At 65.5% G+C, this 16,281-nt stretch carries 16 protein-coding genes; all 16 read right to left on the bottom strand.

Annotation, left to right across the window (positions count from 1 at the left end; genetic code table 11):
- Positions 1-16 precede the first annotated feature (16 nt).
- Positions 17-1,132 (bottom strand): fatty acid desaturase family protein, encoded by a 1,116-nt coding sequence (locus OX462_RS04825; RefSeq protein ID WP_409027898.1) that lies wholly within the window; start codon positions 1,130-1,132, stop codon positions 17-19.
- Positions 1,129-2,244 carry a sterol desaturase family protein gene (locus tag OX462_RS04820; protein WP_083287334.1) on the bottom strand — a complete coding sequence of 372 codons (1,116 nt, stop codon included), beginning with the start codon at positions 2,242-2,244 and terminating at the stop codon, positions 1,129-1,131. Before OX462_RS04820 ends, OX462_RS04825 begins: the two co-directional genes overlap by 4 nt.
- Positions 2,241-2,879 carry a phosphatase PAP2 family protein gene (locus tag OX462_RS04815; RefSeq protein ID WP_409027897.1) on the bottom strand — a complete coding sequence of 213 codons (639 nt, stop codon included), beginning with the start codon at positions 2,877-2,879 and terminating at the stop codon, positions 2,241-2,243. The genes OX462_RS04820 and OX462_RS04815 overlap by 4 nt, the downstream gene beginning before the upstream one ends.
- Positions 2,876-4,171 (bottom strand): F390 synthetase-related protein, encoded by a 1,296-nt coding sequence (locus tag OX462_RS04810; RefSeq protein ID WP_070287763.1) that lies wholly within the window; start codon positions 4,169-4,171, stop codon positions 2,876-2,878. The genes OX462_RS04815 and OX462_RS04810 overlap by 4 nt, the downstream gene beginning before the upstream one ends.
- The gene (locus OX462_RS04805; protein WP_070287761.1) at positions 4,168-4,998 is read right to left on the bottom strand and encodes an MBL fold metallo-hydrolase; all 831 of its coding nucleotides are present in this window, start codon (positions 4,996-4,998) and stop codon (positions 4,168-4,170) included. Before OX462_RS04805 ends, OX462_RS04810 begins: the two co-directional genes overlap by 4 nt.
- A complete protein-coding gene (locus OX462_RS04800; RefSeq protein ID WP_070287759.1) occupies positions 4,991-6,028 on the bottom strand; it encodes an NAD-dependent epimerase/dehydratase family protein in 1,038 nt (345 codons plus the stop codon). Before OX462_RS04800 ends, OX462_RS04805 begins: the two co-directional genes overlap by 8 nt.
- 10 nt (positions 6,029-6,038) lie before the next feature.
- A complete protein-coding gene (locus OX462_RS04795) occupies positions 6,039-7,019 on the bottom strand; it encodes a 3-oxoacyl-[acyl-carrier-protein] synthase III C-terminal domain-containing protein (RefSeq protein ID WP_409027896.1) in 981 nt (326 codons plus the stop codon).
- A gap of 37 nt (positions 7,020-7,056) precedes the next feature.
- Positions 7,057-7,965, bottom strand: coding sequence for an ion transporter (locus tag OX462_RS04790; protein WP_070287754.1), 909 nt, complete (start codon positions 7,963-7,965; stop codon positions 7,057-7,059).
- Positions 7,966-8,046: 81 nt separating this feature from the next.
- The gene (locus OX462_RS04785; protein ID WP_409027895.1) at positions 8,047-9,798 is read right to left on the bottom strand and encodes a cation:proton antiporter domain-containing protein; all 1,752 of its coding nucleotides are present in this window, start codon (positions 9,796-9,798) and stop codon (positions 8,047-8,049) included.
- A 106-nt stretch (positions 9,799-9,904) separates the two neighbouring features.
- The gene (locus OX462_RS04780) at positions 9,905-11,149 is read right to left on the bottom strand and encodes a metal-dependent hydrolase (RefSeq protein ID WP_409027894.1); all 1,245 of its coding nucleotides are present in this window, start codon (positions 11,147-11,149) and stop codon (positions 9,905-9,907) included.
- 102 nt (positions 11,150-11,251) lie between these two features.
- Positions 11,252-12,913 carry a GDYXXLXY domain-containing protein gene (locus OX462_RS04775; RefSeq protein WP_268993876.1) on the bottom strand — a complete coding sequence of 554 codons (1,662 nt, stop codon included), beginning with the start codon at positions 12,911-12,913 and terminating at the stop codon, positions 11,252-11,254.
- A complete protein-coding gene (locus OX462_RS04770; RefSeq protein ID WP_230502233.1) occupies positions 12,910-13,869 on the bottom strand; it encodes a DUF2157 domain-containing protein in 960 nt (319 codons plus the stop codon). The genes OX462_RS04775 and OX462_RS04770 overlap by 4 nt, the downstream gene beginning before the upstream one ends.
- Positions 13,870-13,917: 48 nt before the next feature.
- Positions 13,918-14,208: a DUF427 domain-containing protein gene (locus OX462_RS04765; protein WP_070223083.1), complete on the bottom strand. Its 291-nt coding sequence runs from the start codon at positions 14,206-14,208 to the stop codon at positions 13,918-13,920.
- Between the two features lie 70 nt (positions 14,209-14,278).
- Positions 14,279-14,950: a DsbA family oxidoreductase gene (locus tag OX462_RS04760; RefSeq protein ID WP_409027893.1), complete on the bottom strand. Its 672-nt coding sequence runs from the start codon at positions 14,948-14,950 to the stop codon at positions 14,279-14,281.
- Positions 14,951-15,040: 90 nt separating this feature from the next.
- Positions 15,041-15,685, bottom strand: coding sequence for a glycerol-3-phosphate 1-O-acyltransferase PlsY (gene plsY / locus OX462_RS04755; protein WP_409027892.1), 645 nt, complete (start codon positions 15,683-15,685; stop codon positions 15,041-15,043).
- Positions 15,686-15,782: 97 nt separating this feature from the next.
- On the bottom strand, positions 15,783-16,274 hold the full coding sequence (gene ybaK, locus OX462_RS04750; protein ID WP_070223079.1) for a Cys-tRNA(Pro) deacylase: 492 nt from the start codon (positions 16,272-16,274) through the stop codon (positions 15,783-15,785).
- Between the last annotated feature and the right edge of the window lie 7 nt (positions 16,275-16,281).

Genomic DNA, 16,281 nt, shown 5'->3' with positions numbered 1-16,281 from the left:
AGTCAAGCGCGATTCGTCAGGACTGTGCGGGTGGCTGGCCCATGGCGCGCAGGAAGGCTTGCTGCGAGGCGTGCAGCTGGCCGTAACCGAGTTCGCGGTACACGAGGCCGTGGCGCGGCGCCAGTTCGGCCAGGATGCGCGCCAGCGCCGGGTAGTGGCGGTGGCTCCAGGTGGGGAACAAATGGTGCGTCAGGTGCAGATTCAGGCCGCCGAGCCAGTAGCCTAGCCAGCGCAGCGCGCGCGGCTTCGGCGTCCAGTCGCAGGCCGTGTAAAACGTGTGCTGGTACCAGTCGTGCGGCAAGGTGCCGTCCTGCCCCGGCTGGAAAAACTCCACTTCAGCCCAGTGCGTGCCGAGGATCAGCGCCACCAGCGCGCACGAGGCGAGCATCTGGCCCACGAAATACGCGCCCAGCACCACGCCCCAGCCGATGCCGTGCTGCTGCAGCACCCACATGGGCAGCGCCAGCACCAGCGCCACGTGACCGAGCTTCCAGCCCAGGAACGACAGCCAGCCGCGCCAGCCCTGCAAGCGGCTGTGCGCGGCCACGGGCGTCTTGCCGAAGCGGTCCAGCCAGTCGCCATACCAGTTCAGATACGGCAGCGACAGGGCCGCCACCACGGGCCAGTACAGGTATTGATAGCGGTACTGGGGCGCCCAGCGTTGGAACGGCGTCTGGCGCAGGAAGGGGTTCGGCTCCGTATCGAGGTCATAGCCTTCCACGTTCGCATACGTGTGATGGAAATGCACGTGGCGGATGGTCCAGAAATCCGTGTCCACGCCTACGGGCAAGCCCACGAGGCGGATCAGGATGCGATTCAGGCGCCCCTGGCGGAAGACGGCGCTGTGGGCCGCGTCGTGCAGGGTATTCATGGCCAGCGCCATGGCCGCGACCAGGCAGGCGACATAGCTGGCGACAAACGGCCAGGTGTCGCCGGCACTCAAGGCCAGCGCATACAGCCCCGCCGTCAGCGCGGCCAGGAACACAGTTTTCGCGTGCAGGCGCCAGTCGCCGAAGCGGTGTTTTCCTTCGGCCACCAGGTAGGCGTCGGCGCGCGCGCGCAGTTCGCGGCGGAAGGCGGAATCGCGGGCGGGCTGGAAGCGCAGCGGCGGCAGGGAAGGCACAGGCGTCACGCGCGCGTCCCCGCCGCGGCCGGCCACCACAGGCGGCGCGCGCCGTCGAGGCCATGCGCCAGCAGCGCGGCCAGGAACACCATGCCCCACACGTCGCGCGCGCCATACCAGCCCAGATACAGGGCCGGCATGGCCACGGCGATGAGCACCCAGGCAATGGCGCCCCAGCGGCGCGCATCCGACAGGCCGCCCAGCGCCAAGGTGCCGCCAAAAATCAGCGCGAACAGGATCGCTTGCTGCGCGCCGGCCAGCACCGCTTCGTGGTTGACGTAATAGATCACGAGGCCAAACAGGATCACGCCGCCGATGCCGATGAACAGTTCGGGCACCTCGAAAGTGCCGCGCGACTGCCAGTGGGGAAAGCGCGCGCGCAGCCACTTGAACAGCTTGCCGTTGCTGGCCAGGAGCGGATTATGCGTTTGCGTCATGCCCTTCACGCCATAGCGCATTTCCACGCCTTCGAGTTCGGGCTGGAAGCTGCCGAACAGCCTGTCCCACAGCAGCAGGGTACCGCCGAAATTGCGGTTGATGTAGCGTTTGTCCGTGCCATGGTGCACGCGGTGGTGCGAGGGCGTGACCATGAAGCTATCGAGAATGCCGGACTTGTTCACCAGCGCATTGTGGTTATAGAACTGCACCGTGTAATGCAGGGACGAGACGACAAGGAAGATTTCCAGCGGCACGCCCAGCACGGCCAGGATGGCGATGAAGGGGAAATTCGTCAGCGACGAATACCAGGAATTGCGCACGCCCAGCGACAGGTTGAAATGCTCGCCCTGGTGGTGCACCACGTGCACGGCCCACAGCAAGGGGATCTTATGGTGCAGCCGGTGCATCCAGTAAAAGCACAAATCCCAGGCAAAGAATGCGAACACCCACTGCGCGGCCACGGGCCACTGGTCGACGATGTGCAGGTTCACATGGCGCAGCAGCAGGGCGAACGCCGCCACTTCCACGCCGCGGAACACCCACATCAATATGTGGCCGGAATTGAGGTTGAAGATCACGTCCTTCCACGGCACCGGGGTCTTGCGTACCCATTTGAGGATCAGCAGTTCGGCCAGCACGAAGGCCAGCATGACAAGGAAAGAAAGGGCAAAGGGGTTCATCATGATGCGGTTTCAGTAGAAATGACGCGGTGAGCAGTCCAGAATACCTGCATTTTCGCCAGCATGCCGCCAGCGATGCCGACCAACAGGCCGGCGGCCAGGTCGATGCTCACGTGCCGGCGCAGCGCGATGATGGCGTAGCAGATGGCCACGCCCAGCACCACGGCCAGCGCGGAGCGCAGCAGATGGCGCTTGTCGCACAGGGCCCACACGCACAACAATGTCAGGGCGCCATGCAGCGAGGGCAGGCAATTTTGCGCGGAATCCGCCGCCTGCAGCATGCGCAGCGCCTGCGTGCTCCAGGCACTGCCCTCGCCCACGGGCGGATACGCGAGCGTCGTCGGATACAGCAGGAAGACCACGCCGCACATGACGGCGGAAAGCGCCATGGCGCGCGCCAGCCAGCGCACCCTCGCCGCATCGGCCGCCAGGTAGGCGTAGGGGATCAGGATGAAAAACGACAGATACAGCCAGATGGCAGAGTCGCTGTAGGGAATGGCGCGGTCCAGCGCCGTTTCCGGCAAGAGTATCCCCTGCCCTTGCAGCACATCGCTGGAAAAATACACGAGGCCGACGCTGCCCCAGCCGGCCAGCAAATGCAGCAGGCGGCAGCGTACGGTCATGGAAGAAGGATTCATGCGGTCGCAAGGCGCCGGATGCGGCGCCGTTTCATGGTGGGGTCAAAGGGAGGCAGTTCGCCGCTCGTCGTCCAGGCCAGGCTGTCGACGGCCACGGCCAGGCCACGCAGCACCGTTGCCAGGTGATCGCGCAAGGCAGCCAGGCCAGCGTCGTCGAGGGCCGCGTGCAGCTGCAAGGCGCTGTCGCCCGATTGCAGCAGGCGGTAGTCGGCGTCCGCCGGCAAGGCTTGCGCGAACGCGCGCGTCAAGACGTCGGCAAACACGGCGACGGCGGCGCCGCCGCGTGCAGACGGAAGCAGCAGCATGTCGTCGCAGCGCCCTTCGATGCCGTCGATGGCGCGCGTGGCGCGGCCGCACGGGCATGGCGTGGCGCGCGCGACCAGGATATCGTCCAGGCGATAGCGCACGATGGGCTGCGTGATGCGCGTGAAATCCGTAATCACGGGCACAAAACGACGCTGTTCCGCATCGAGCCATTGCGGCTCGATGTGCACGTATTCCTCGTTCAGGTGCAGCACGCCGTGTTCGCAGCTGCTGGCGAGGAAACCCTCGGTCGCCTGATAGATTTCATGCACGGCGCCGAACGCCTGCACGATCAGCGCGCGGTCCTGCGCTTCCAGCACTTCAGCCACGGAGATGACTTTTTTCGGCGCCAGCACCAGGCTGCCGTCGATGACGCGCAGCGCCAGCTGGCGCAGCACCTGGGCCGGCGCGACGATGACGGACGGTTGATAGCGCGCCAGCTGCGCGCACAGGCTGTCGAACGGTGCGAACAGGTCGTAAAAGGCAAACGTGAGCCACGGCGAGCGCACGGCCGTGTACAGATTGCTGTTCGCGCGCAGGAACAGCGCCACCTTTTCGCCGGAAAACAGGCCGTCGGGCAGCGCCTTGGCCAGCATCACGCCCGCCCATTGGGCCTTTTCGCGGGGGCTGACGGTAAACACGGCGCGCCGCGACGAGGTGCCCGACGACAGGCCCACCGTGATGTCGCCCACGGCCGGCGTAAAGTCGCGGCTATGCTCGGCCGCCATGGCCGCGTCCATCGCCTGCGCCAGGGTGACGCCCTCGGTGTTCATGGCGTCGAAATGCTCGAGCATCAGCGCCTTGTTCATCGTCGGCCACTGCGCCAGCGGCAGATCGCGGAACGGGGCGAAGTAAGCGCTGCGCGCGCACAGCACGTCGATGAAACGGGCCAGTTGCTCCCGCTGGTAGGCGTCGAGCTGCGCGCGGCTTGCGAAACGCAGGCGGCGCGTGCGCCAGTACGACAGCAACAGCCAGAAAATTCGCTTCACGGGCGGCCCGCCACTGGCAAATAATCGTTGCTGTCTTCATGCGTGATGCGGATCTGCGCCTGGCCCGACTGGTGCAGCTGGTGCAGGCGCTTCAACGTCTCATAATACGGCGCGCGCTTGTGCTGGATAAGGAACGACAGTTCCGACGGTCCGCGCAGCTGCTGGAAACTTTCCGGCACCCAGGCCGCGTCCGACGCCAGCAGGGTCCAGCCGCCGTCCTGCAGCACGAAGGCGCCCAGGTGGCCGACCGCGTGGCCGGGCAAGTCGACGATGTAGATCTCGCCCGTGCCGCTGACGTCGCGCCCGTGCGTGAACGGCAGCAAGGCGGCCGGCAAGGCCGTCTCGGGCACGCTTTCGACAAACGCCAGGCGGTCAGAGATATCGTTTGGCAGCAGCTCGGGCACGAAGGCCTGGCGCACGGCGGACACGCCGGACAGGCCGCGCACGGCGTCCCAGCCAGTTTTCGAGGCCATCAGCCGCGCGCCGGGAAAATCGCGCAGGCCGGCGATATGGTCGGCGTGGAAGTGCGACAGCAGCAAGGTGTGGATGTCGCCGGGCGATACGCCATGCGCGCGCAGCTGGCCGTGCAACGACTCATTCTCGTCGAACGAGATGGGCGTGACCCACGCATACATGCGGTAGACGCCTTTCGACGTGGCGGCGCGGAAGTGCTCGGCATACCCCGTGTCCCACAGGTACAGGCCCGCGCGCGTTTCGATCAGGTAGGCGCGCGAAGGGAAGCAACGGCTGGCCAGCCCGCTGCCTTTCAAGACCATGCACGACGGATGGGTGCAGTGGCCGACGCGAAATGCGGTGATGCTAGCCATTGCGCTCCTTGCCCACCTTGTGCGCCGCCGCTTCCTGGCGCATCCACTGCGCCGTGCGGGCGATGCCGTCCTGCAGGCTGACGACGGGACGGTAGCCGAGCACCTTGCGGGCCTTGGCGTTATCGAGCGTCATGTCGAAACTGAGCGCGCCGATGCTGTAGGGCGTGAGCGATGGTTCGCGGCGCGTGAAGCGCGAGGCGAACTGCATCAGGCGCGCCACCAGCGCCAGCACGCGATAAGGCACGCTGACGATTTCGAACGGCTGCTGCAGATGATCGCAGAACAGGCTGCGCAAGATGTCGCACAGGCGCGCCGGCTCGCCATTCGTGATGTTGAAGGCGGCGCCCGAAGCGATGGTCTTGTGCACGGTGGCCAACCACATCGCGTGCACGACATTGTCGACATAGGTGACGTCGATGGTGGCCGCGCCGCCATTGGGCAGCGGCAGCTTGCCGCCGCGCTCCTGCAGCACCCTCGCCAGGCGCGGGATCAGCACCTGGTCGTGCGGGCCGAAGATGGCGCGCGGGCGCAGGATCACGCACGTCATGCCGCGGTGGCGGTCGACGCACTCCTGCACCAGTTTTTCCGCCATCGCCTTCGAACGCGCGTACGCGTTGACGAAAGCGTCGGGGCGGAAGGTTTCCGGCACCTCGTAGCGGTTGCGGTAGTCGAAATAGATGGCCGGGGTCGAGATGTGCACGAAGCGCGCCACGTGCAGGCCGGCAGCCGCGCGCAACAGCTGGGCCGTGGCCGTGACGTTGGCGGCGATGAAGTCGCGCTCCGCGCCCCACGGCGAGGACAGCGCGGCGCAGTGCCAGACGGCGTCCATGCCGCGCACCAGCTCGTCGACCTGGCGCGGTGTCGCTTGCGCCAGGTCGAGCGCCACGAATTGCGCGCCCATGCGTTCGAGCTCGCGGCCCACGGCGGCGTTGCGGCCCGTGGCGCGCACTTCCACGCCCTGCGCCAGCAGGGTGCGCACGGCATTGCGCCCCAAGCCGCCCGTCGCTCCCGTGACCAGTATCCGCCTCATCGCACCACCTTCACAGGTCAAGAATCATGCCGCCGATGGTCAGGCCCGCGGCCGTACCCATCATCAGCAAACGCTGGCCTGCCACGGCCCGCCCCGTCATCACCGCCTCGTGCAGGGCGGTGGGCAGGGACGCGGCCACCTGGTTGCCATGCGTTTCAAAGATCTTGATGATTTTAGCATCGGGGACGTCGAGGATGCGCGCCGCATGCGCGAGGCCCAGCGGGCTGGCCTGATGGGGCACGACCACGTCGATTTTATCCAGTCCGGCGCCCGATTCCTGCATGAGTTCCGTCAGGAAATCCGGCATCACCTTGACGGCCAGGCGGAACACGGCCTTGCCATCCATGCGGAACAGGTAGTCGCCCGGTTCGCAGCCGTTGCGGGGGTTGCGCTCGGTGCCGCCGCCGCGAATTTCGCAGTAGCGCCGCCCTTCCGGATACGTACCCATCTTGTAGGCGCGGATGCCGGCGCTGCCGTCGCCCCGCTCGACGATGACGGCGGCGGCGCCGTCGCCGAAGATCATCGACGCTTCCGGCTCGCTCCAGTCGACCCCGCGCGAGGCGAGATCGGACGAAACGATGGCGATGCGCCGGTAGGCGCCGCCGGCCAGCATGGATGCAGCCACGCGGAAAGCGGCCATGAAACTGAGGCAGCTGGCGTTGACGTCGAAGCTTTGCGTGCCTGGCGGCAAACCGGCATGTTCGGCCACGAAGCAGGCCGTATTCGGCAACGCTTGCTCGGGCACGCCGCAGGCGCAGATCAGCAAGTCGATGTCGGCCGGAACCAGGCTGGCATTTTTCAGCGCGTCGAGCAGGGCGGCGGCGCCCAGCTGGCTTTGCGATTCATCGGGCGCGGCGACAAAGCGCGACAGCACGCCGCTCTTGCGCAGGGTATAGCCAGCCGGATGACCCAATTTCAGGTCCAGACTGGCGGAAGTCACACTATGCGACGGCACGGCTTTGCCCGTCGCGATCAGGCGAACTGGAATCATGTTGGCCTTAACAAAGTAAAGTAAATAGGGTTATGAATTAATCACGTGCCAGCGGCGGCAATGCAACCCCGCAGTTCTTGCAGAAATTGGCATCGTCATCGAGCCCTTCTTTCAGACACGTGGGGCAGGTACGCGTGGTGACCAGCTTGGAGCTGCGCTGCACCGTCATTTCGGCACTGATAATGCCGGTAGGCACGGCCAGGATGCCCCAGCCGAGCAGCATCATCAGCGAAGCGATGGTGCGCCCGATGTCGGTGCGCGGCGTGATATCGCCGAAACCGACCGTGGTCATGGTGCTGATGGCCCAATAAATCGACGTGGGAATACTGCTGAAACCGTTATCGGGCCCTTCCACGACATACATCACAGTACCCAGCAGAAAGACCACCATCATGACAAAAGACAAGAAAATGAGGATCTTGCGCCGGCTGGCCAGCAAGGCCCGCCCCAGCACCGTGTATTCATGCACATACGACGTGAGCTTGAGGATACGGAACATGCGCAGCAGCCGCAAAATGCGCACGTCGATCAGCACGTGCGCACCGGGCAGCAGCAAGCCGATATAGGTCGGCACGATGGCCAGCAAGTCGATAATGCCGAAAAAACTCTTGGCGTAGCGCACCGGATGCTGCAGGCACGACAGGCGGGCGAAATATTCGATGGTAAATAAAATGGTAAAAAACCATTCGAGCGCCGTCAGCCAGGTGCCGTAGCGCTCGGCCACGGAGGCGACACTGCTGAGCACGACCACCGTCACGCTGATCAGGATGGCGGCGATCAGCAGCAGGTCGAAAGCGCGGCCCGTGCGCGTTTCCGCCTCGAAAATGACGGTGTACACCCGCTCGCGCCAGCCCCGCTCGGGCTTGCCGTATTTCTGTTGCGTTTCCTGCGCCGCCAGTTGCTGCGGCGTCAGGGGTGCCGCGCCGCTCTTCGTCGCGGCTTTCATGTGGGTAGTGTGCTCATATACTATTATTGTATAGATAATTGACAAAGCACGGCGACACGCACGTTTGCACTAAGGTTTGCCCTACGACAATTTTTTCGCCAGCAGCACGGCATTGCGCCGGTCGCGCTCCGCCTGCACGATGTCCGTCGTGCGCGCTTCCGACAGGCCCACCGTGTGCAGCACGGTGGCCGTCAGCTGCAGCGCCGATTCCAGCGCCTCGGGCACGACCAGGGTGGCGCCCGCCTGGATCAGGGCCACCGCATGCGCCTCGTCGCGGGCGCGCGCATACACGGGCAGCAGCGGATATTCGCGGCGGATCGATTTGACGGCATGCAGCACGGAGGCCGCATGGTCCATCGTCAGCACCACGGCGGCGGCGCGGTCCGCATTGACCTTTTGCAGCAGTTCCGCGCGCGACGCATCGCCGAAATACACGGGAAAGCCGCGCGGATGCAGGGTCGTCACCAGCCGCGCATCGTTTTCAATCGCCACATACGCGATATCCTGCTCCGTCAGCACCTTGGCCAGCAACTGCCCCACCCGGCCGAAACCGGCGATGATGACGGTGCTGCCCTGCGGCGGCAGCGCGCCGTGCGCCAGGTCGGCCAGCTGGTGGTGGTGGCGCTGTTCCCACCAGTTGCCGAAGGCGCGCGCCGCCTTGGCCAGCGCCGGCGTGGCGAACAGGCTCAGGCCCACCACCAGCATGACGAACTGCGCCACCTGCGGGCCGATCAGCTTGGTACCGAGCGCATACGCGACGACGATGAAGGCGAATTCGCCGCCCTGCCCCAGCAGCACGCCCGTTTCCACGGCGCGTCCCCAGTGAAAGCCGCCGATGCGGAAAATCACGCTGATGACGAGGGTTTTCAAGGCAAACAGGCTCAGCACGGCCAGGGGAATCAGAATGGGCGACTTGAGGATTTCGCGCACGTCGATCTGCATGCCGACAGACATGAAGAACAGGCCCATCAGCAAACCCTTGAAGGGCTCGATCGTCACTTCCACTTCATGGCGAAATTCCGTTTCCGCCAGCAGCAGGCCGGCCAGCAAGGCGCCCAGCGCCATCGACAGGCCCGCCAGATACGTCAGGCCCGCGATACCGAGGGTGCTGAGCAGGGTCAAGGCCATGAACACGTCGGGCTGGCGTTTCTTGACGAAAAACTGGAACAGCGGGCGAATCACGCGGCGTCCCAGCAGATAGATCAGCAGGATGGCACCCGCCGATTTCACGGCGGCAAAGCTGAGCAGGTACGCCAGGTCGTCGCTGCGCCCGCTGGCGAACACGTCGATCAGGATGAACAGCGGCACCACCATCAGATCCTGGAACATCAGAATGGAAAAGCCCGCCTGGCCGGCCGGCGTCTGCAGGGAGCGCTGGTCCGTGAGCAGCTGCATCACCACGGCCGTCGACGACAGCGACAGCACCAGTCCCAGCACGATGGACGCTTCCAGCGACAAGCCGAAGTAATACGCGACGCCGCCGATCAGGCAGGCGCTGACCGCCACCTGCCCCACGCCCGCACCGAACACCCAGCGCCGCAGCGCCCACAGCCGTTCCGTCGACAGTTCCAGGCCGATCATGAACATCAAAAACATCACGCCCAGCTCGGCCAGGCCGCTGACCTGCTCCGCACGCACGAAGGAAAAATACGTCAGCCATGGGAAGTCGCCGGCCCACAGGCCGAAGCCGAACGGGCCGAACAGGGCGCCCACGGCCAGGAAGCCGAGCACCTGGTTGACTTTCAGGCGTTGCAATAGCGGAATAAAAATCCCGGCCAGGGCGAGAAACAGCAGGGTTTCCCGCAGATACGGTAAGGCGTGTTGCTCTTCCAAGATAATCCTAACTCAATGACATCCATGCCGAATTGATAATTGTCGCATGCTGGGCGACAGAGAAGTATGTGCACACATGATATTTTCCCACAAGGCAACAAATCCGCTACGGGCGCGCCGCTTGCGGCGGCGCCAGCATGTCGGCGCGGGGGCGGTCCCAGCCCGGCACATAGGCGGGACATGGCCGGCCGCGGAACTGCTGCAGCTCGACGGTCGTGAAATTGGGCAACATGCCGGGGTTGAAGCGCACGTCCGTCAGCTTGTCCGCATTCAACCGGGGCATGCGGGCAAAGCGGAACCAGGCGTCGACATAGCAATTTTCTTCCTGCAGCGCACGCAGAGCGGCCAGGCTGCCCGCCGCCTGGGCGGAGACGGCGATGCCGGGCGCCAGTTGCCGTCCTTGCTTGCTGTTTTCCGCCAGCCCGGCCGGGCAGGCGGCGGGCGCCAGCGATGCGGGCAGCAGGCTCAGGGTGCCGCGCCGCAGGGTGTACACGTCCGTCTTGCTGTCGAGCGAGACATAGATCCAGCATAGCGGATTGCTGGGAAACGCCGTCATCGCCACGTCCCACACGCGCGTGCCCGGATCGAGCTGCTGCACGGCCGCCTCGATGCGCGTACGGCCGATGGCCGACGCCACGCCCTGCGTGCCGATAAACGTGGCCGCCAGCGCGAAGGCCAGCAGCAGCGGTCCCCGCCCCCGCTCGCCGGCCCGCCCTTGCAGCACGGCCAGCACCGCGCCCAGCGCCAGCAAGACGGCCAGCGCGGCGGGCGCCAGATAGGTTTTATAGGTAAAGAAGCACAGGGCCACCGCCAGCCCCGCCAGCAGCACGCTTTTGACGATGCCGTAGCGCAAGGACATGATCACGGGCACGCCCAGCAGCACCCAGAACATGGGTTCGACGATGAAGACCATGTCGCCATACAGCCAGCGGCTGTCGAACGGATAGAACGGGTGCAAGCCATAGGAATTGAGGAAATCCATGCCCATGTGCAAGCAAAATCCCAGCAGCAGACAAGCCGCCAGGCCGACGCGGGCGGGCACGCTTTCCTTGAGCAAGCGCCGTGCGCCGGGCCACAGCAGCCACAGCAGGGCCAGCAACAGCAGCGCCTGCGGCAAGGCCAGCAGCAAGGTATGCGTGTGGCCACGGTGATGCAGCATGTAGCCGAACGGACGCGGCAGCAGTTTCGTGAGGACCAGGTCCAGGTCGGGCGCGTTGCTGGCAAACCAGGCCGTAAACAGAAACAGCGCACGCCGGGTGCGCTGTGCGGGGGCTTGCGGCTCGGGCGGCAGGCTGCGGTGTACCAGTTCGCCGACCCCGAGGCCGATGACCGAATGCGTAATATTATCCATCGGGCAATTTTACAGGATGCGGCCCCCCCCAGGAGCAAAGACTGGGGTTGTACCCTCAGGGTACGCCCCCGGATTCTGCCATTGGTTTGTGCAATCAAGCGGCTACAGCGCCTGTAAATCTTCCCCGCGCATGCCAACCAGCAAGGCGCGGCCATCGGGCAGCACGCGGAACTCGCCGTAACGGGCCTTTTCCCAGCGCGCCGCCTCGCCTTCCTTGAAGAACCAGGCATCGCTGACCAGCACCCAGTTGCCATCCTTCGGCGTCAGCTCGAGCAGGAATTCGCCGGGCGCCAGCGCCTCCCTCGTGTACGGGCGCAGCAGTTCGGCCACGCCGCGCGCATCGCGCCGGGCCACCACGAAGGGACGGCCCGGCGCCCGCTCCACGCTGGCCAACGTGGAGAGGACGCCCAGGTTGACGAAATTGAGGCGCATGTAGTCGCCCTGCATCAGCGAGCGGGGATCGACGGGTTCCAGCGCCACGAAGATGGCCTCGCCCTTGGCGATCAGCTGCTCCTTCTGCCAGATGCCGATGTTGGCCACCAGCAGCACCAGCAGCAAGCCGCCCAGCGCACCCAGGCGCAAGAAGCGGCGTTCGACCGCCACGTCCGCCGGTTTGCTTTCCACCAGGTGCAGCACGGCGCCGCGCGTGGCCAGCCACGACAGGGCGCACAGCACGGCGCCGGCCACGGCCAGCAGCGCCGCCTTGCTGGCCAGCGGCCAGGCCAGCTGGTAATAAAAGCTGCCGATGATCCACGCCGCCGCCAGCGCGGCCGCGACGGCCACGCGTGTACGCCCGCTCGTCACGCAATACGCGAGGATCAGCAGCACGGGGCCCAGCGCCGGCATGAACCACGCCAGCACGATCAGCACCAGGGCCACGCCGATGGCGGGCAACTGGCGCAGCGCCGGCCAGCGCCAGCCCGTCCAGGCGGCCGCCGCCGTGGCCAGCACGAGCGAGACGCCGTTCAACGCTTGCGCATACCAGGCGCCGGCATGGTGCCTGCTCACTTCGCGCGCCACTTCGCCCGTGAAGCCGCCGCCCAAGGCACCGCCCAGCATGAAGGTCATGCCGGACCAGAAGACCAGCCCCAGCAAGATGGCCAGGACCCACCCCGTCGACAGCGATTCCAGGAAGGCGGCAATGGGCGCGCCGCGGCCATCGTTGAAGGCTTGCTTCTGCAGCCAGTGGGCGGCCAGCCAGAGTGCCAGGGCCAGCATCCAGGCCAGATACAGTTGCGTCGGATCATTGTCGAAGATCCAGTCGCGCGTGCTGTCGACGATGCCCAGCCCCAGCAAGCCGCAGGCGACCAGCCCCAGCAGCACGCGCAGCCAGTCGCGCGGCAAGGCGGCGGCCACCACCAGGGTTGCCAGGCACAGCAGCAGCGACGCCGTCTGCGTGGAATAGTCGCGGTACAAGGCGTAGCCGAGCAAGCCGCCGCCCACCAGCAGACAGGGCACGGCCAGCTGCTCGACAAACAGCGCCACGCCGCGCGTGCGGATCAGCAGGACGGACACCACCAGCACGATGGCGGCCACGACATACGCGCCGGGACCGTGGCGCACGACGCTTTCCAGGCCCACGCCCAGCGCAATCATCAGGGGAATGGCGGCAAGCCAGGCACCGAAGGCCGTCATCAGCACCAGCGGCCACGGCCGTACATCCTGCACGGGGCGGCTGGCGTTGGGCGGCAACAGGCCGGCGCGCGTGGCATCGTCGATCAGGGTGCCGAGCGCATCGTCGCGCTGAGTGTTCATCTTGCTCATGCCGCCTCCTGGCGCGTGCGCCACAGAATGCCTTGCACGGTCAGCGCCAGCAGCACGGCTGCCAGCAAGCCCAGCGTGGCCAGCGCGCCGACGCCATCGCCATGACCGTTGAACAGCACGTGCGTCAGCCCTCCCACCAGCAAGGTATTGATACCGAGCGCGACGGCGCTCAGGCCGAACACGTCAAAGTAGCGGCGCGTGGCCAGCAGGACAGCGGCGACGGCCAGCAAGCCGAGACCGGCCCAGTACGGCGATTCGATCTCATTGCCGAACAGGGCACTGACGGCCGTGCCCGTGATAAGGATGGTGGCGAGTACCAGACCCAGGCGCAAGGCCCAGACACCGGCGCCCGTCCAGCGCGCCAGCAGGGGCGAGACAAACGCACAGGCCAGCAGCACGGCCAGCCAGCCGCTGACGAAAATGGACAGGTCGGCCGAATCGATGCGCCAGCTGTGGCGCGCATGCGCCTGCATCCACAGGGCGGCGGCCGTGGCCAGCACCAGCATCCAAGGCGTCCACAGCACGTCGCTGCGCGCGACTAAACACAGGGGCAAGGCCAGCACGGCCCACAGGGCGAACAGCTGCCACGGATCGGCGCCCGTCTGGTAGGTCTGGCCGAAATACGCGAACAGGCCGCCGATGGCCAGCAAGGCCATCAGCAGCAGCGGTATGCGCGCCTTGGGCACGGCGAAGGCGCCCACGCAGGCGGCGGCAAACACGCCTTGCAGCAGGGCGAAGCGGCCCATGCGGCCCAGGTCTTCCCAGTTGGCGGCGACCCAGCAGATCAGGCCCATGCCCAGCAGCGCGGCGCCCAGCACGGCCACGCCGCGCGGCAGCCAGTAGGCCAGGCGCGCCGGTTCGCGCTGGAAACCGGCCGCTTCCTGCAACTGCCGGGTTTGCTGGGCATCGAGCGCATGGGCCGAGGCGAGTTGGTACACGGCGAGGCGTAAATCCATCGTCTGCTTTCTTTGTCAGGGCTTTGTCAGGAAATAGGGGGAGTCAGGTCAGCGCTCGACGCTCACGCCGCGCCAGAAGGCGACGTGGCCGGCAATTTGCTTGGCGGCATCCTTGGGCTGGGGGTAATACCAGGCGGCGTTGGCGTTCGTCTGGCCATCGACAACGACATCGTAATAGCTGGCCGTGCCCTTCCACGGGCAGACGCTCGTGTGGCTGCTGGGACGCAGATACTCCTGCGTCACCTTGGACAAAGGAAAATACACATTGTTTTCAACGACTTGCACCTGCGCATCGGTGGCTTGCGCGATGACGGCGCCATTCCAGCTGGCTGTTGGCATTTGACTATCCTCCTTCTTTGCCGAGTGTAGCCGAAAAAGCCCGCCTTGGCGCGCGCCATTGGCGCCCCGTTCAGGCGCCGCTGATGATCTGGCGCAAGGCTTGCTCAAACACTTCGGGCGGCTGGCCGCCGGAAATCAGGTGGCGCTCGTTGATGATGACGGCGGGCACGGAATTGATGCCGTTCTGCTGATAGAAGCGCTCCTGCGCGCGCACCTCGTCCGCATAGGCATCGGACGCCAGCACTTCGGCCGCTTTCGCGGTATCGAGGCCCACCTTGCCCGCCACAGCCAGCAGCACCTCGTGCGAGGACGGATCCTGGCCCTGCGTGAAGTAGGCATCGAACAAGGCCATCTTGAGTTCCTTCTGGCGCCCTTCCAGAGCAGCCCAGTGCAGCAGCCGGTGCGCATCGAAGGTGTTGTAGATGCGCCCGCGCTTGTCCATGGCAAACGTAAAGCCCAGCTGTTCGCCGCGCGCGCGGATCGATTCGCGCGACTGCGCCATCTGTTCCGGGGTGGAACCGTATTTGCGGGCGATGTGTTCGCCGATATCCTCGCCCTCGGGCGGCATATTCGCGTTCAGTTCGAAAGGCTGGAAGTGGATGTCGGCCTGGACGGTGCCGTCCAGCTTGGCCAGCGCCTGCTCCAGCGACTTCAGGCCCACCACGCACCAGGGGCAGGAAACGTCGGAAACGAAATCGATACGGATAGGGGTGGGTGTGACGGAGGTGGTGGAAACGGTCATGGTGGGCAGCCTTTGCGCGAGTCGGTGGCGGCCGCACCGCGCGGCGCCGCAAGCACAGCATATGCGTGCGGGCCGCGGGAAATCAAGCGCTTACTTTTTCTGCACGGGCACCTTGGCCCCATCCTTCTTGCCGCCGATCTTGCTTTCTTTACCAGAGAGCAAGTTCGCGATGTTCTGGCTGTGGCGGTAGGCCAGCAGCACGCTCATGACGATGACGGCCAGCAAGATGGGATCGACGCCGAACAGCAAGCCATAGTAAAACGGCGCGAACAGGGCCGCCACCAGCGCTGCCAGCGAGGAATAGCGAAACGCGTAGGCGATGATCAGCCAGGTGGCCAGGGTCGCCAGGCCCAGCCAGGGATTAATGCCCAGCAACACACCGAGGGCCGTGGCCACGCCCTTGCCGCCGACGAAGCGGAAGAACACGGGCCACAAGTGGCCGAGGAAGACGGCGATGGCCACCAGGGCCACGGCCATGTCGCCCACGCCCAGCGCGCTGGCAAAATGGTCGGCCAGGAACACGGCCAGCCAGCCCTTGGCGCCATCGCCCAGCAGGGTCATGATGGCCGCTCCCTTGTTGCCGCTGCGCAGCACGTTGGTGGCGCCCGGGTTTTTCGAGCCATAGGTGCGCGGATCGGCAATGCCGTAGACCTTGCTCATCACCACGGCAAACGATATCGAGCCGAGCAAGTAAGCGGCCACTGTCATTGCCACGGTTGTGATTACTGGATTCATTTCTTCCCTTTATTGTGTTTATTACACCAGCATCGAGGCTGGCGCAGCAGAATATACACCAGCGTCCAGTCCAGGGACAGGGCGGCGTCTGGTTTTCTTAATCTTGCAGCGCGCACTGCACCGGCTTGGCCTTGAGCAAGTCGAGCAAGACCTGCGGCGCCAGCGAGACGAGGAAACCGCGCCGCCCGCCATTGATGTAAATGCGCGGCAAGTCCAGGATCGATTGCTCCACGTACACGGGCATGGTCTTTTTGGTGCCGAAGGGCGAGGTGCCGCCGATCATGTAGCCGGAATGGCGCTGCGCCACTTCGGGCTTGCACGGCTCGACGGACTTGCAGCCGATGCCGCGCGCCAGGTTCTTGGTCGACACCTTGCAATCGCCATGCATGAGCACGATCATCGGCTTGGCCGCCTCGTCCTGCATCACCAGGGTCTTGATCACCGCGTGTTCCGGCACGCCCAATTCGCGCGCCGAGACGCTGGTGCCGCCGTGCTCCTCGTACGGATACGGGTGTTCTTCGAAGGAGACTTGATGCTTGCGCAGCAGCTGCGTCGCCTGGGTTTCGGAAATATGCTCTTTTTTAGCCATGCGTGAT

The sequence above is a fragment of the Janthinobacterium aestuarii genome (assembly GCF_046113285.1).
Taxonomy (GTDB): domain Bacteria; phylum Pseudomonadota; class Gammaproteobacteria; order Burkholderiales; family Burkholderiaceae_D; genus Janthinobacterium.
This window is presented reverse-complemented; position numbering and strand designations above follow the sequence as displayed.